Source organism: Spirosoma lacussanchae (assembly GCF_005870035.1).
GTDB classification, from domain to species: Bacteria; Bacteroidota; Bacteroidia; order Cytophagales; family Spirosomataceae; genus Spirosoma; species Spirosoma lacussanchae.
The window spans coordinates 357900-374841 of the sequence record NZ_SWJG01000004.1 but is presented as its reverse complement, the minus strand read 5'-3'; the positions used below and the strand labels follow the sequence as shown (position 1 = coordinate 374841).

Genomic DNA, 16942 nt, shown 5'->3' with positions numbered 1-16942 from the left:
TATGAACCGTAGGAACTTTCTTTCTGCCGTATCGGCCAGTATGGCACCGGTCATGCTCGACGGGTTTGGGCTAAAAGCCATGAACCGGCAGTCGGCCCTGGTGCAGTCGCTGCTCCAGACATCGGCCGTCAATACGGATCGGGTGCTGGTCATTATCTACCTGAACGGTGGCAACGATGGCCTGAACACGGTCATTCCGCTCGATCAGCTATCGCTCTATAATTCCCTCCGGAGCAATATTGCCATTCCGCAGAATCGGGTGCTTACCCTCGACGGTAATCCGACAACGGGATTTCATCCGGCCATGACCGGTATGCGGGATTTGTATAACGACGGAAAACTGACGGTAATTCACTCGGTGGCTTACCCCAACCCGGACCAGTCGCACGCGCGATCGACCGATATCTGGATGACAGCCGCCGATTCGGAACAACTGGTAACGTCGGGCTGGGCGGGCCGCTATCTGGATAATCGGTTCCCAGATTATCCGGCCAGCTACCCGAATCCCCAGATGGACGACCCGCTGGCTATTCAGATCGGCTACGTAACCTCAACGGCCCTGCTGGGCAGCCAGCAATCGATGGCCATCGCACTGAACGATCCCGACAATTTTTACGCTCTCGTTGGCACAGATCCGCCGGCGCCGGGCGAACAGCAACCCGGCGATGCGGGCGAGCTGATTACGTTTATCCGCAAACAGCAGACCCTGGCCGTTGGCTACGCCGACAAGATTAGGCGGGCGGCTGAGGCTGGCCGGAACCTGGCTGTTTATCCGGAGTCGTACGAAAAAAACTACCTGGCCGATCAGCTCAAAATCGTGGCCCGGCTTATTCACGGGGGCATGAAGTCAAAAATTTACTTTGTGTCGCTGAACGGGTTCGATACCCATTCGGGGCAGGTCGACAGTACCGACGTGACCCAGGGAGAACACGCCATGTTGCTGGGAAAAGTTGCCAAAGCCATCGCTACCTTTCAGCGCGACCTGGCCCTCCAGGGTACCGAAGACCGGGTTATCGGGATGACCTTCTCTGAATTTGGCCGGCGGGCTAATTCCAACAATTCGAAGGGGACAGATCATGGCGTGGCCGCGCCCATGTTCGTTTTCGGCTCGGGGGTTAAACACCAGACCATTGGCCAAAATCCTGACCTGGCCAACCTGAGCGGACAGTTTGGCAACAAAGAAGTGACCATGCAGATCGATTTCCGCCGGGTTTATTCGGATATTCTGAACGACTGGTTTGGTACGGCTCCGGCTACCACCAACACGATACTCGCCCGCAGCTTCCCGACCGTATCTCTTTTTTCAAACGTGGTAGAAACCCTGTCGTCGGGAAGCTGGCAGGAACCGGGCCGCTGGACGGTAGGACGGGTACCGTTTGCCAGTGAATACGTAAAAATCAACGCTGGCCATACCCTGATCGTGGATCGTAACATTACCGTTCGACGTATGCAGGTGGCTGGCCAGCTGAAGTTTACGGGTCCGTATTCGATACGCATGACCGGCTAATGCCTAAATCTGCTACCTTTACGCCTAACCGTATGCACGCATACTATTCGCGACATGGAACAGACCTATCAATCGCTCCAACTAACCGAAGCCGACGGCGTCATGACCGTTGTGCTGCTTGGCCCTGGCAAAGGCAACGCCATGGGACCCGAATTCTGGGAAGAATTACCCCGGGCTATGGATGAGATAAACCAGCTGCCCAGCGTGCGCTGCGTCCTGTTCAGGGGTAGCGGAGATCATTTTAGTTATGGGCTCGACGTAGCCCGAATGCTGCCCCGGATTGCCAGCATGGCCACCGGTAACCCCATGGCCGACGAACGCCGGAAGCTGATGGCGCAGATTCGATTCATGCAGTCGGGGTTCATAAAGATGCACGAATCTCCGAAGCCGGTCATTGCCGCTGTGCATGGCTGGTGTATCGGAGGTGGGCTGAATATGATTGCCGCGGCCGACATTCGGCTTTGCTCACGGGATGCGCGCTTCAGCCTGCGTGAAGCCAAATTAGCCATTACCCCGGATATTGGTGGTCTTCAGTTTCTGCCGCATCTGATCGGGCAGGGCTTCACCCGCGAAATGGCCTTCACCGGGGGCGACTACGATGCCGCTTTTGCCGAGCGAACCGGTTTGGTCAATCACGTGTACGATACGCCCGAGGCCCTGTTCGACGCAGCCCAGGTGCTTGCCCGTCAAATTGCGGACAATCCCGCTCCGGCCGTACAGGGTGCCAAAGAGGTGCTGAACTACGGCATCGGAAAAGATCTGGAAGACGGTATGCAGTACGTAGCCGTCTGGAACTCGAGCCAGATGCAGTCGGCTGATTTTGGCGAAGCCATGCAGGCCACCCTGGACCGGCGCAAGGCCGAGTTCAACAAAAAAGTAAACCGAGGGTATTAACGGGTGCGTTTGCCCGGGGGGGCTCCACGACAACCACTCACTTTTTCTTTACGCCTAGACTGTTAAACCATGACCACAGGAATGCTGCGCGATGGAGCGCTGAACGGAAAAACCATCATTGTAACAGGCGGGGGAACCGGCCTCGGTAAATCGATTAGCCGGTACCTGATTCAGTTGGGTGCCAACGTCACCATCTGTAGCCGGCGGCAGGCTGTGATCGATGAAACAGCCCGGGAGCTTACCGACGAAGCGAGCCAGTTGACCGGGGCGGGGCAGGTGCTGGCGGTGGCCTGCGACGTCAGAAACCCCGAACAGATCGAGCACGTAATGGCCGAAACCATTGCCCGATTCGGTCAGATCGATGGGTTGCTCAATAACTCGGCCGGTAACTTTATCAGCCCAACCGAGCGACTTTCCTACAAAGCGTTTGATACTATTGTCGACATCGTTTTGCGCGGTACGTATTACTTCACGCTGGCCGTCGGCAAATACTGGATCGATAACAATATCAAAGGCACTGTACTGAACATATCAACGACCTATGCCACGACTGGTTCTGGTTATGTGGTGCCGAGCGCAGTTGCCAAAGGCGGTGCCCTCATCATGACCAGGTCGCTGGCCGCTGAGTGGGGAAAGTACGGCATTCGTCTCAACGCCATTGCTCCAGGACCGTTTCCGACCAAGGGCGCCTGGGATCGGCTGTTTCCCGAACCGCTGGCCAGCATGATGGACCCAACCAGCCGTATTCCGTTAAAACGCGTTGGGGAACACGGCGAGCTGGCCAATCTGGCCGCTTTCCTGCTATCGGACTATTCGGGGTATATCACGGGCGAGAGCATCACCATCGACGGGGGCGAAGTGTTAGCCGCCGGTGAGTTTAGCCATCTCGAAAAAGTGACCAGTGATCAGTGGGATATGATCGAACAGACCATCAAGCAGGCCAACAAAGCCAGCAAAGGCCAGTCCTAAATTGCCCCTGAGTCTCAACAAGCCCATGGGCTACGTGTCCTGCCACTGGTTTACTGCTAGAATCAATCGCCAGTGAGCAGGACACGTAGAAAAACTAATCGGTGGCCAATTATTTGCCTTCTTTAAGCAGCTCGACAACGAGAGTCACTTCATTCACGGTAGCTTCGGGCGTACCGGTATAGCCTATTGCCCGGTAGCGGATTCGGCCATCGGGTCCGATCACCACTTTGGTCGGTATGCCCAGGACGCCGTAGGCCGTCGAAACTTTCTGCTGAAGATCGAGCGGTACAACGAACGGGTAGGGGTTCTTGCTCATATACTCCCGAACCCGCTGCACCCGGCCACCTTCGCGGGTATTTACGAACAGGAACCGAACGGCCGGGTCGTTCTGGAAACGGGCCTGCGCCTGCTGCATGGCCGGGAACGACGCAATACAGGGCGCGCACCAGGTAGCCCAGAAATCGAGCACGACCACTTTGCCTCGCAGGGCTGCCGATGAAATCGTTCGGCCCTGCAGGTCGGTCAGTGAAAAAGCCGGAGCCGGTTCGTTGATCAGCCGTTCGCGCAGTTCGTCCCGCTGGTCGGCGCGCAGGTCGGCTTCCAGTTCAGTTAGGTAGGCATCGGCTTTGGCTGCGTTCTGACCGGGTTGTTTAGCGTACCAGTCGTGCAGGGCTGCTTTGAGCCGGGGCGTTGCTTTTCCTACGCTGACAGCCGCTTCGGCCAGGGGACGGGCTTCGGTAGCGTGGTTCGTCCGCAGGGCGCACAGATAGTAACGCTCGTTGGTACGCGGATCGCTGGTTTCGGCCGCTTCCGGATCGATAACCTGCTGATAGGCTGCATAAGCCTCGGCATCTTTACCCTGTTGCTCGAGCCCGCGGGCCAGGGTGTTATGGAGAGCCCGTTGCCGATTCTGCCGCTCCTGGTTCCAGTCGCCCCGGAAGGTGGCGGGTTTGCCCTGGGTGTCCAGCAGGGCAATTGCTTTCCTGACTAGCTTTTCTGCTTCGGGGAGCGACCGGCGCTCGTCGGCGAGCTGGAAAGCCATGGTATTCAGCATCAGTACATCGGTATGAGCGGGCGGCTGCGTCTCCACGAAGGCCAGCAAGCCGGGAAGATCGTTGTTTTTGAAGTAGCCATCGGTAATCAAAACCGTCAGACCGGGGGCGTAGGGCGAGTTGGGGAACTCCCGTATGTAGGCCTGATACAGCGCCCGTCGGCGAGTCCAGTTCGGCTCATTCCGGATGGCAGCTGCCCGGTCTTTCTGCGCCAGCGACCCCGCTGGGTCGACTGTTTTCATGCGCTCCCGTTGCAGGTTGGCGCTTTTAAAGTCGCCCAGACTTTCATAGAGTAAAGCCGCAGCCGTCAGATCAGCCGTAGACGGCGCTGATACAGACTTCAGATAAGCTCCGATCGCCGTCTTGACTTTGGGGCCGTAGCCCGGTTTTTTCTGCTTGACCAGGGCGGCCAGGTAATCGGACCAGTATTGTGGGTAAACATCCGGATGCCGGGCCAGCTCCTGTTCATAAAGCGCGATGATGCGGTTGAGATCGGGTTTGCTGGCCGGCGCTGTCTCGTATACAAAGTGGGTTCGTGTGAACACAGAGGCCTGACCCCCGATGGCGTGCGGAAGCGGTTGCCCGGTGCTGTCGCAGACGGGTATGACGTACAGCTGACCGTTGTTCAGATCGGCCCGCTGAGGCTGCCGACTGTTTCGGAACAAAAGCATTACCCCCGCCACCTCTTTTTTAGGTAACCGGAATTCGCCTACGAAGACGTTGCCCCGTCGCGTAAGCACTAGGGGCGTAGGACGGCTCAGCTGCATAACGGCCGGGGCTCCGTACCGAACGTAGCGGCCCTCGATCAGACTGTCGGCCGCCAGGCCCGTTCCCTCTGGCGAATAGGTGAGGGAAACAACCTGGTCGACTTGCGGATTAGTCGGCAGGAACCGAACCTGAGCCGTTGCCGCAAACGAGAGCAATACCAGTATGACAAGGCTGCGTAAAGCGTTCATAACGATGTGAGAGTAGAAACGAATGAATTGAAAAGCCAGCGCCGTCTACTTAGGCGGTTACCGGCTCTGCTTCTTTAACGGGACGCGACACGGCCCAGAGACCGACAAACGTGAACAGGCCGTTTAACAGCAGCCGCTCGAAACCAAACTGGTAGCCGTTAAACCAGGCCGCCGAGTTTTCGTTAACAATGTAGGTCAGTACGGGCGAGGCCAGACAGATAAACGGCACCACCCAATCCAGTACGGGCCGTTTGCTGAAGATACCGAATGCGTACAGCCCCAGCAGCGGTCCATACGTGTATCCCGCAATATCAAAAACGGCCGTAATCACTTCTTTACTGTTGAGCTGCCGGAAAACAATGATCACCACGTAGAACAACAACGAAAAACCAATGTGTACAATGTGCTTGATGCGAGACCGCTCGGCTTCGGGTCGCGCTTCTACGTTCATGAAGTCGACGCAGAACGAGGTAGTCAGTGCGGTCAGGGCCGAATCGGCGCTGGCGTAGGTAGCTGCTGTAATGCCGAGCAGAAACGTAATACCTACTACCAGCCCGAGGTGGTTTAGAGCCAGTTGCGGGTAGAGGTCATCGGTACGGGTCGGTATGGCAATTCCTTCGCGTTGGGCATACTGGTACAGAAGCACTCCCAGCGACAGGAACAGGAAGTTGACGATTACCATCGTAAAGGTGAACCAGAACATGTTTTTCTGCGCTTCACCAATGTTTTTGCAGGTCAGGTTTTTCTGCATCAGGTCCTGATCCAGACCCGTCATGACGATGGCAATGAAAATACCCGAAATAAACTGCTTGAAGAAGTTCTTCGGATCATTGGCATCCCAGTAAAAAACCTGCGACATGCTGCTATCCTGAACGGTTTGTACCAGTCCGCCAAACGATAGTCCCAGTTCCTGCGAGATCAGATAAATGGTCAGAATAACGGCGGTGACTAGGAAGATGGTCTGCAATGAATCGGTCAGGATAATGGTTTTTACGCCCCCTTTAAAGGTATAAACCCAGATCAGACCGATTGTGATCAGCACCGAAACCCCGAACGGGATGCCCAGTCCGTCGAACAGCGCGATCTGCAGCACCCCGGCCGCAACGTACAGCCGAACGGCAGACCCCACCGTACGGGCCAGCAGAAAGAAACCGGCTCCGGTCTTGTAGGACCAGAATCCGAATCGTTTTTCGAGATAGCCATAGATAGAAATCAGATTGAGCCGGTAATAGAGCGGCATCAGAACCGTTCCGATAACCAGATAGCCGATGATATAGCCGAGAACGACCTGGAAGTAGGAGAAACCAATTTTGCCTACAGCGCCGGGAACCGAGATAAAGGTTACGCCGGACAGGGACGTGCCGATCATGCCGAACGCCACCAGCCACCAGGGCGACTGCCGGTTTGCGGTAAAAAAAGTAGTGGTGTCAGCACCCCGGGCGGTATAGAACGAAACGGCAATCAGCATGCCGAAATAAGCAACCAGAATGACAAGAGCAATGGTGGTATTCATAGGCGGTTATTACGCAGGACGCAGTGAAGAAAACGAGCGTTCAGGCTATTGATAAACAGCAGAAAGAGCAACTTTTTAGCCTGAAACGAGGTTGTTTATACGGTGGCCTTCGGCTTTCAAAAGTGCCAAATCTGCCGTAAATTTGCTAAATAATCAGCATTTCATTGCCCATGCAACCTTTTGAAGAAACATACACCGACGTGCTCGACGAGGTGGTCGATACCGACGTGCACAACCTTGTTGTCTTCAATGATGACGTAAATACCTTTGATCACGTGATCGAAACCCTGATCGACGTTTGCAAGCATACGCCCGAGCAGGCCGAGCAGTGTACGCTGCTGATTCATTACAAAGGGAAGTGCAGCGTCAAAAATGGCTCCTGGGAGGAGTTGGTGCCCATGCGCAATGAAATTTGCCGACGCGGAATTTCAGCAGAGGTACTGAAGTAGTGAGATGGGATGAATTGTGAATGCCGACGTTCATGAGTTCATCGTTGTACCGGCCACCCGGTCATAGTTCACATTCATAATTCAAAATACCCTTGGAGTATCCGTCTAAACTGATAGAAGACGCGGTGAACGAGGTGTCGAAACTGCCGGGTATCGGGAAGAAAACCGCACTCCGGTTAGTACTGCATCTGCTCAAACGTGACGAAGAACAAACTGAATCGCTGGCCCAAAGCCTGACGGCCATGCGCACCCAGGTAAAATACTGCCAGAAGTGCCATAACCTCTCCGATCACGACCTCTGTGGCATCTGCGCCAGTACTAAGCGTGACCAGACTCTGATCTGCGTGGTTGAAGATACGCGCGATGTGCTGGCTATCGAGAATACCGCGCAGTACAAAGGACTTTATCATGTACTTGGTGGCATTATCTCGCCGGTAGAAGGTATCGGTCCCAGCGATCTGCAGATCGACTCGCTCGTGAACCGGCTGCGGGGCGACGAAGGGGAGCAAGTGCGGGAAATTATCCTGGCCATCAGCCCAACCATGGAGGGCGATACCACCGCCTTCTATCTGCAGAAGAAACTGAAGCCCTTCAACCTGAAAATTTCGACCATTGCCCGCGGTATTCCCATCGGGGGCGATCTGGAATATGCGGATGAAGTTACACTGGGTCGCAGTATCCTCAGCCGAATCGCCTACGACTAACGGTACCCTGGGGCCTGCCGTGGTGGGCGGTTACTCGCTTTATTGGTAAAACTGCCTTTCTTTGCGCTTATTGAAACATCTGGCCCGCTGGCCCGTTCGTTCAGTAAGCGCATTATTTTTCTACAAACCAACACTCGCATGAACCGTTCTGAGTTTCTGAAGCTGGCTTTGGGGGCGTCGGCAGGCCTCGTGGCTACCCGTTCCTTTGGTTTTTTACCCTCGCAGGCCGAAGGTCCGTTTAAACTGGCTCCTTTACCTTTTGACGCCGGTGCGCTCGAACCCCATATTGACAAAACAACAATGGAGATTCACCACGGCAAACACCATAAAGCTTATGTCGATAATCTTAACAAAGCTGTTGCGATGCCCGAAAACGCCAGCATGGCCAAAATGAGCATCGACGACCTGGTGAAAAGCATCGATAGCAAGACGCCAGCTGCGGTTCGGAACAATGCGGGTGGCCATTGGAATCATACATTTTTCTGGAACACCATCGGCCCTAACGCAGGAGGTGCGCCAAAAGGAGCGCTCGCAGCTGCCATCAACAAGAAGTTCGGCTCGTTCGATAATTTCAAAACGGAGTGGGGTAAAGCGGCTACTGCCCGTTTCGGTTCGGGATGGGTATGGCTTATCAAAACCGGCGACGGGATTGACATCACCACAACACCGAATCAGGACAATCCGTTAATGGCCCTGGCTGAGAAAAAAGGCACCCCGCTTATGGGACTTGACGTCTGGGAACATGCCTACTACCTCAAGTATCAAAACCGCCGACCCGAATACGTCACGGCCGCCTGGAACGTGTTCGACTGGAACAAGATCGGAAAGAACTTTGGCTAACAGGCCGAAAAAAAGAGATCAATCCCTGGTAAGCTGAGAATCGCGTTACCAGGGATTTCATTTTCAGGGAATAATCTGTTCGGGTACGTGCATGGGCAGATAGACCTGAAACGTGGTTCCCTGATCAGGCTGGCTATCGACCACAATTGTTCCGCCGTGATTTTCGACAACGCGCTTGCAGGTGGCCAGCCCGATTCCGGACCCCGCATACTGCTGCCGCCCGTGCAGACGGTTGAACAAACCAAAGATCTTATCAAAGTTCTCGGGCGCTATGCCGATGCCGTTATCCTGAACACTGATCTGGGCATATTCATTAGCCCGGTCGATGCCGATAAACTCAGGTACCTCTTTACCCCGCACCAGCTGCCCGTTTATCTCAACGTTGGGGCGTTGATCAGGCCGGGTAAATTTGATAGCATTGGTCAGCAGATTCTGGAACAGCTGCCGTAGTTGCGTCGCATCGCCCGGAACCATCGGAAGCGTCATATTACTTCTTATCCGGGCATTCCGTTCGTGAATGATCACATCCAGATCGGCCAGAATATCATTGAGAATATCCTGGGTACTGACCAGATCCTGTTTTTGCTGATGGGCAAGACCGGCCGGGGTTGTGATTCGGGCGTACGTAAGCAGATTTCGTATGAGCGCGTTCATCCGGTCAGCCGCCGACTGCATACGATGAACAATATCCTGGCCAGCCTCGTCGAGGTGACCCGCGTACTGATGACTCAACAAATCGCCAAACGACTTGATCTTTCGGAGAGGCTCCTGCAGGTCATGACTGGCCACGTAGGCAAATTGCTCCAGACTACGGTTCGATTGCTGGAGATCGTTATTCATGCGTTGCAAGGTCTGTTGCTGCCGAAAAGCCTCGCTTATATCCCGGTACACACAAATGACCATGACCACATCGCCCTGTTCATTCCGAACCGGACCCACGTAACATTCGCACCGCCAACCGCCCCAGTGGTCGTTGAATGTATGCTGCTCTCCGTCGAGAGCCGAACCGATGTATTGTTTCCAGTCTAGTTGATACTCAGGTAATATCGTATCGTAGATACGTTTTCCCAGTACCTCGTCGGCGCTTCGGCTAACGTACAGGCCTGGCAGTTCGCCGTTGGCAAACAGAATTTTCTGAAAATAATTAACGACTACAACGCTCATGTCGGGCACCTTGGACGATATCGTTTTGAACAGAATCGATTCGCCCAGTAGGGCCTGCTGGGCATTTTTGAGCGCGGTGATGTCGGTAGAGGATACAACGGCAGACTGTCCATCACCGAGAGGCTCAATACCCAGATCGAACCAGGCACCGGAGTGAGTAGGGTTGGGGCTGAAAAACAGCTCACGGTGCAGGGCCTGTCCCTGCTCTACCACGGTGGCAATATCAGTCGTGAACGTTTTGAGCTGGTTAGGAAAGGGAAATAACTGATCAAGCGTTTTTTCAAGCACGGCCTGACTGCTAACCCCGAAAAACTGTTCGGCCCGCCGGTTAGCGAGTTTTACCCGAAATGTCTGAATACGACCATTTGTGTCCCGAACGGCCGTGTAGACGGTAATTCCACTGGCTGACTGATTTAAGGCAGCCTGCCAGAGCGAAACCGGCACATCGGTCGAGCCGGTATCTTGTATGCTCATAACGCTGAAAACTTACACAGGCGAACAACAGATTCCCCTCAATCTATAGTCAACAAGGCCATGACTTGACTTGTTTAAAAGGTTTGAGTGTAATTGGCTAATTCCATAGATTCATACAGGGGTGACTGTAAGCCCTGCGGTATGCCAAAGTTTCTTAATTTTGTGGAAACAGTACATTTATGTCATCTCAAGAACTTTATGACGAAATCCCCTCGCTGGATTTAGCTGATTTCACGACGGGAGACCCCGTACAGAAAGAGCAGTTTGTGCAGGATCTGGGCCGGGCTTTCAATCAGATAGGATTCGTTGCCATTAAGAATCACGGCCTTACCGACGACCTGACTCGTGCGTTATACGACTCGGCTCAGGCTTTTTTCTCGGCGCCTGACGAACTCAAACAGAAATACGAACATCCCGAACTGCATGGGCAGCGCGGGTACATCGGTAAGGGAAAAGAAACCGCGAAAGGCTTCAAGGTAGCTGACCTTAAGGAGTTTTACCATATTGGTCAGCCCGAACCCGAAGACGGCATGCCTGCCAATGTGCTGCCTGCTGAATTTCCGGCCTTTGGCGAGGCTACCCTAATGGCGTATCGAACCCTGGAGAACGCTGGTAAACAGTTATTGCGGGCTATTGCGCTGTATCTGAAATTGCCCGAAACCTATTTTGACGACAAAGTCAGAAACGGGGATAGCATCCTGCGGGCCCTCCATTATTTTCCGCTCGATCCGGATACGACCCCCGACGGCGCCGTTCGGGCGGCTGCGCATGGTGACATCAACCTGATTACGCTGTTGATGGGGGCTTCGGCCGATGGTCTGGAAGTGCTTCGGCGCGATGGTAAATGGATTGGGATTACAGCCCTTCCCGACCAGGTTATTGTCAACGTGGGTGATATGCTGGATCGACTGACCAATCACAAGCTTAAGTCGACCATTCACCAGGTGGTTAACCCCCCGCGGGAAAAAATGAATCAATCCCGCTACTCGATACCGTTCTTCATGCATCCGCGTGCCGAGATGGATCTGACCAGCCTCGAAAGCTGTATTGATGCTGAGCATCCCAAGCTGTATGTTGACATGACCGCCGGCGAGTTTCTGGATGAGCGGCTTCGTGAACTGGGGTTGAAGAAATAAGAAATGTCGATCAGCCCGGGCGTCTGACGGGTGCTGAGCCCGGGCTGATCGAACGTAACAAGCACTGCCTGCTGATCGCCACTGTCTACCCCTCATGACTGGCTACCTTCCCCAACTAAAGCCTGTTCGTAAGATTCGCTACATCATTTTTCTGAAAGATGTGGCTTTTCTGGCTTTAACAACCTTTGGCGGTCCACAGGTGCACCTGGCTATGTTCTACGATCGTTTCGTGAAGCTGCGCCGGTATCTGACAGAAGATGAGTTGATGGAGTTGAATGCCCTCTGTCAAATACTTCCAGGACCTACTTCTACCCAGACCATAACGGCGCTGGGCTTTAAAATCGGTGGGCCCAATCTGGCTTATCTGACCCTTCTGATTTGGGTTTTGCCCGGCGTTTGTATCATGACAGCGGCCGGTATGGGCGTTTACTACCTCGAACAACATAATCTGTCGATGCATTTTGCGCGGTTCGTTCAACCCATGGCGGTGGGATTCCTGATCGTAGCCGGCTATCGAATTGGGCAGAAGGTCATAAAAAACCAGGTTAGTCTGGCGCTGGCGCTCACGGCGGCTCTGGTGGCTTATGTATTTCGTTCACCCATTATGACGCCCATTGTAATAGCCATAGGGGGCCTGACAACGGCGTTAACATACGAAAAACAGGAACGCATGGAAAAGCAGCCGCTTCGCATAGAGTGGGCTAATTTCTTCTTGTGGCTAGGTGTATTTCTGGCTGCTGCGGGGCTAGGCGCTATCACACAATCACTACCTGTTCGGTTGTTCGAGAATTTTTACCGGAACGGCAGCCTGGTGTTTGGAGGTGGACAGGTGCTGACTCCGATGTTGTATAACGAGTTTGTTGCATTCAAGCACTACCTGTCCAGAGAAGAGTTTTTGTCGGGATTAGGGCTGGCGCAGGCTATACCCGGACCCGTCTTTGCGTTCGCTTCGTATATAGGGGCGTTATCGATGCGAGCCGATGGGCCGAACGCCCAGTTCTGGGGTAGTTTTGTCGCAACAGCCGGGATATTCCTCCCGGGTATGTTTCTGATCTTTTTCGTCTATCGGTTCTGGGACCAGCTGAAGCGCTACCGGGTAGTGAGGGCTTCGCTGGATGGGATCAACGCGGCCAGTACGGGGTTAACGGCGGCTGCTGCCATTGCTCTGTTTGAGCCGATGGCTCCTCACTGGCCTTCGGTCGTCATTGTGATAGGAACGCTGATCGTGCTGCTTTACACCCGGCTGCCTCCCTTCGCGCTCATTGGGATTGGGCTGGTGGCGGGGCTGATACTCTGACGAGATAAACTCCCGTTACTGGCTAAAATAAACTAGGGCGTTTTGCCCCATTTGAAGGGTTATACCGCTTGCGAACGTTATTTTCAGCGCTGAAGCTGCGTAGTTATCGGGTACGTTGACCGGGTGCTCAATCCGTACGGCATCGGCACTGTTAGGAACCCGATTGCAGGACCATACCGAGGGGTCATTCCAGCTACCGTTTTTTACGGTAACCATACTACAAACGCCTGCGTTAATCACCACCCGAACCGAGGCTGACAGACTGCGGGGATCCGTAGCTTTTACAGTAACGGAGTAGCTGCCCGCCTGGGTGGGCGTTCCGGTTAATACCCGGCTTGTGTTTGTAAACGTCAGCCAGTTTGGTACGTCACTGGCGCTGTAGGAAAGAAGTTGCCCATCCGGGTCTGTAAAGGCGGGTACGGTAAAGCTAAACAGGTAGCCTAGTTCTGCTGTCTGAGCATTTATTGTCGGTGGTACCGGTGGCTGATTAACAAAGGCTCTAACGCCCACTATAACCGTAGAGAACAAACTCAATGGATCGGTAGCCCGGATGGAGACGCTGTGGAAGCCTGCCTGGGTAGGCGTACCGTAGAGCTGGCGAGTCGAGGTGTTAAAATTGAGCCATCCAGGTAATCCGGAAGCGCTATAGGTCAATAACTTTCCCTCGGGATCGGTGAAGGCGGGTACGGTATAGCTGAAGAACTGGGTTGTCTCCGCAAGTTGGGTAGTAGAAGCAGGGGCTACGGGCGCCTGATTCGGACCGGCAACGATAACTACCGGTACCGAAGTGGTCAAACTTCCCGGATCAGTCGCACTGACTGTAATCGTGTAACTGGCAGACTGGGTAGGTGTTCCCGTCAAAATACGGCTTGTGCTGTTGAAACTCAGCCAGGCAGGTAAACCACTGGCTGTATAGGCCAGGGTTTGGCTTTCAGGGTCAGTAAATGCTGGTATGGCATACGAATACACCTGACCGGTAGCTGCTGCAGGCGGTTGAATGGTAGAGGCAACTGGCGGCAGGTTAGGTATTGAACTGACCTCTACGCCCCCGTTCCAGGTATTTCCTACCCGCGTGTAGACTCTGAAATAGTATTGAATCAACGGGTTTAAATTCGTGATGGTTACGTTCGTACCGATACCTCTGTAAACAACCTTACCGCCTTCGATCGGGGTGCCGTTTCCTGTAAAACTAGTGTTGGCAGCATAGGCAGTGCCGGTGGGTCTATCCGTGAATCCAATCTCGGCCCGGGCTGCTACAAGCACTTCATCGAATGTGGCGGTTGGGTTAACCCAGTTAACCCGCACCGCATTCAGCTCGGGCACAGCGGAGACATTGGTGACCAGCGAACTGGCCGAATTACAATCTGGGTAGAGTGTAACCGAGTGAGTCGCTTTGAGGCCACCATTATCGGTAACCGTCACCGAGATTAAGTAATAGTAGGTTTCGTTAGGACTGCAGCCAACCGGCGAGATATAGATCGTCGGGTTAGCACTGGTTAGTACGGGTTCTGGGTGGGTGTGATTGTTGTGTTCAAGCGATACGCGCCATTCGTACGACACGTTACTTAGGTCTGTGTCGGTCACACTGGCCTGCAGCTGGTAGGGGGTTTCCTGACTCATTGGATATAGAGTGCCGGCTACCGGATTGGTGATCTCGACCGTTGGGGGTGTATTATTGACCGAGACCGTAATCTGCTTAGGAATAGATACCTGATTCAGATTATCTTTTACGGTCAGCGTAACGGTATAGGCCCGCACGTTGGGGTCGGCGAATACATGTACCGGGTTGGCAGCCGTTGAGGTCGTACCATCGCCAAAATCCCATGAATAAGTAAGTGGTAAGCCCTCGGGGTCAATCGAGTTCGATCCGGTAAACGAAACGCTCAACGGCGAGGTGCCATAAGGCGTGGTAGAGGAAGCATTGGCAACTGGTGGCTGGTTACCGCCATAGCTAATCCTTGAAATTACTCCTTGCACCCGAACGTAAAAAAGAGACCCGTCGCGGGGGTTCATCTTCAAATCGACTATGCCAATGTCAAAATTGCTGGCGGCAAAGTTTCTTACTTCATGTACGACATGGTCGCCCTCATCGTGGAGGTCGAGGCTTTTGATCCAGTTCTGCCCATGATCGGCAAAGAAGTACGTATTGCGGTAAATTTCGGGAAACTGGGTTCCGGTATAATAAAGGCCGCCGATGATACAATTGCCGTAAAACGATGTTCCTGCCGGAGCACCCGTAGTACCAATAACACGGGTTATCGGAGTGCTTCCGCTAAAGGCGGGTACCCGCGTCTGAGCCGTGCTGTGGCTATAGTCGAGCGCCGGTCTTGAATGGGTAAAACGGCGCAGCGTTGGATTGGGGTTGTCGATAAAGGAGGTAGGCGGCACGCAAAGGCTTTCGAAGGTTGGTTGCCCCGGTTCGTCCAGATTGGCAACATTGGTTCCATAATAGGATATAGTGCGGTCAAGGCCTTCGTAGAGGGGCCAGCCGCAGTTCAGGCCAGCTTTGTCGACAACGTGGAAATCTTCGATTTTGTACCAGCAGACATCGCCAATCAGCAGGGTGCCGGGGTTCCCATCGGCGGGGTCAATGCTCCCAGTATTTGGTTTGAGGCTCATTCGGTACGGGTTTCGTAGCCCCAGAGTCCAGACGCGTGATTGGGGGGAACGTGGATTCGCGGCATCATAAAATGGATTACTCGGTACCCCATTGCCCGTGGCAGGATCTAGCCGAAGTACTTTACCACATAGCGAATTGACCAGTTGAGATCGGAGCGCACCGACATTTTCGTTGGCTCTCATCATCCCATAATTAAGCGAAGCCTGAAAGTATGTCTCTGATCGACTACCAACGTCAACCCCTTCATGATGAGCACCATCACCGGTTGATACCAACAAAGTGCCGTCTTTCCCAAACAGAATCGTACCGCCCGCGTGCGACTCGTACGTAACCGGAATGCCGGTGTTTTTCGATTCGCCGAGAAGTACGGTCCGGCTGGCATAGTTGGTAGTTAAGAGGCCCGCTGTGTTCTGTAGTTGATAGCGGGTTACCCGGCTGATTGTGGCGTTGTGGTATTGATTGCTGGAGCTATTGTACTGTGGAGTACCGTAATATAGTACGTGATGAAGATCAACGGTGTAGAACAGGTAGACCAGGCCGTTGGTCTCAAAGTCAGGATCAAAACAAAGGCTATGCAGACCAAAGTCGTTCCATTCGCCAACCTCTTCGCTGATGTCTAAAACAGGCGTGTTCTGCCGTACATAAGACGATCCATTCCAGGTTGAGACCCAAACCCGGCCGCTTTTCTCCCAAACGTAAAAGCGGTTACCGTCGTTAGAAAACAAAATACCAACCGACCCCGTATAGTTGTCCTGAATAACGCTTTTAGAAAATCCGGCAGGTAATTGGGCAAGTAATGTATAGCCAGTACAGGAAAAAAGGACCAATAAGTATATAGCTATCGTGGTCAGGCGGGTATAAGAAGCGGTATGAATAGTACGCATAAAAAAAGGATATGGACATGCGTCAGGAGTAGCCTACAGGTTCCGTATGATAGCTTATTATTATACAAAAAACCTGAAGAAATGACGGTAGTGATTCCTATACGTTTCATGCCGGAAAAAGTCACACTAGTAGATGGATAATGAATAGTATTGGGTTGATAATAAGCTGATTTATAGATATAAATTGTAGCGTAATAAACCGTATTGCCAGTTGATAAAATAAAAAACTATATTTGAAATACAGATGTATTAATGTCTATGTATATGCTATTCTAATCTCGAGAAAGAGTGATTAAATTTGACTAAATATTTGTTCTTTATTTTGACTGTACTATTCTAAAGAACGCATACATAAATATCTCAAAATGGGTTGCATTACTTGTGTAATGAATGTGTGTTATTGTAAATTTTACTATTCTATTTCAAAGAAATTTATAGTGACTTTATTAGTTATAAATTATTGTGTTTTATAAATTAATATTT

The 16942-nt window shown here is 53.0% G+C and carries 12 protein-coding genes; 8 read left to right on the top strand and 4 right to left on the bottom strand.

Annotated elements, in window-relative coordinates; translation table 11 throughout:
- Window position 1 precedes the first annotated feature (1 nt).
- The 3 genes from FBR45_RS17460 (at window position 2) to FBR45_RS17450 (ending at window position 3370) form a co-directional block, all read left to right on the top strand.
- Complete coding sequence (locus FBR45_RS17460; RefSeq protein ID WP_138504607.1) at window positions 2–1507, top strand: DUF1501 domain-containing protein; 1506 nt, start codon at window positions 2–4, stop codon at window positions 1505–1507.
- Between the two features lie 54 nt (window positions 1508–1561).
- Window positions 1562–2401, top strand: a complete 840-nt coding sequence (locus tag FBR45_RS17455) for a crotonase/enoyl-CoA hydratase family protein (RefSeq protein ID WP_138504605.1) — start codon at window positions 1562–1564, stop codon at window positions 2399–2401.
- Between the two features lie 69 nt (window positions 2402–2470).
- Window positions 2471–3370, top strand: coding sequence for an SDR family oxidoreductase (locus FBR45_RS17450; RefSeq protein WP_246082285.1), 900 nt, complete (start codon window positions 2471–2473; stop codon window positions 3368–3370).
- 109 nt (window positions 3371–3479) lie between these two features.
- Here the strand turns inward: FBR45_RS17450 and FBR45_RS17445 are convergent, their stop codons facing one another.
- Window positions 3480–5378 (bottom strand): TlpA disulfide reductase family protein, encoded by a 1899-nt coding sequence (locus FBR45_RS17445; RefSeq protein ID WP_138504603.1) that lies wholly within the window; start codon window positions 5376–5378, stop codon window positions 3480–3482.
- A gap of 49 nt (window positions 5379–5427) precedes the next feature.
- Window positions 5428–6891 (bottom strand): sodium:solute symporter, encoded by a 1464-nt coding sequence (locus FBR45_RS17440; protein WP_138504601.1) that lies wholly within the window; start codon window positions 6889–6891, stop codon window positions 5428–5430.
- Window positions 6892–7061: 170 nt separating this feature from the next.
- Between FBR45_RS17440 and FBR45_RS17435 the strand changes: the two genes are divergently transcribed.
- The 3 genes from FBR45_RS17435 (at window position 7062) to FBR45_RS17425 (ending at window position 8884) form a co-directional block, all read left to right on the top strand.
- A complete protein-coding gene (locus tag FBR45_RS17435) occupies window positions 7062–7340 on the top strand; it encodes an ATP-dependent Clp protease adaptor ClpS (protein WP_077922857.1) in 279 nt (92 codons plus the stop codon).
- A gap of 92 nt (window positions 7341–7432) precedes the next feature.
- Entirely contained in the window at window positions 7433–8044 is a 612-nt protein-coding gene (gene recR, locus FBR45_RS17430; RefSeq protein ID WP_129601495.1) for a recombination mediator RecR, read from the top strand.
- 138 nt (window positions 8045–8182) lie between these two features.
- Window positions 8183–8884, top strand: coding sequence for a superoxide dismutase (locus tag FBR45_RS17425; RefSeq protein ID WP_138504599.1), 702 nt, complete (start codon window positions 8183–8185; stop codon window positions 8882–8884).
- A 63-nt stretch (window positions 8885–8947) separates the two neighbouring features.
- On the opposite strand, the gene FBR45_RS17420 is transcribed toward FBR45_RS17425, so the two are convergent.
- Window positions 8948–10522, bottom strand: a complete 1575-nt coding sequence (locus tag FBR45_RS17420; RefSeq protein ID WP_138504597.1) for a sensor histidine kinase — start codon at window positions 10520–10522, stop codon at window positions 8948–8950.
- A gap of 179 nt (window positions 10523–10701) precedes the next feature.
- On the opposite strand from FBR45_RS17420, the gene FBR45_RS17415 reads away from it, so the two are divergent.
- Complete coding sequence (locus FBR45_RS17415) at window positions 10702–11658, top strand: isopenicillin N synthase family dioxygenase (RefSeq protein WP_138504595.1); 957 nt, start codon at window positions 10702–10704, stop codon at window positions 11656–11658.
- Between the two features lie 94 nt (window positions 11659–11752).
- On the top strand, window positions 11753–12955 hold the full coding sequence (chrA, locus tag FBR45_RS17410) for a chromate efflux transporter (RefSeq protein ID WP_138504593.1): 1203 nt from the start codon (window positions 11753–11755) through the stop codon (window positions 12953–12955).
- A 15-nt stretch (window positions 12956–12970) separates the two neighbouring features.
- On the opposite strand, the gene FBR45_RS17405 is transcribed toward chrA, so the two are convergent.
- Complete coding sequence (locus tag FBR45_RS17405) at window positions 12971–16459, bottom strand: putative Ig domain-containing protein (RefSeq protein WP_138504591.1); 3489 nt, start codon at window positions 16457–16459, stop codon at window positions 12971–12973.
- Between the last annotated feature and the right edge of the window lie 483 nt (window positions 16460–16942).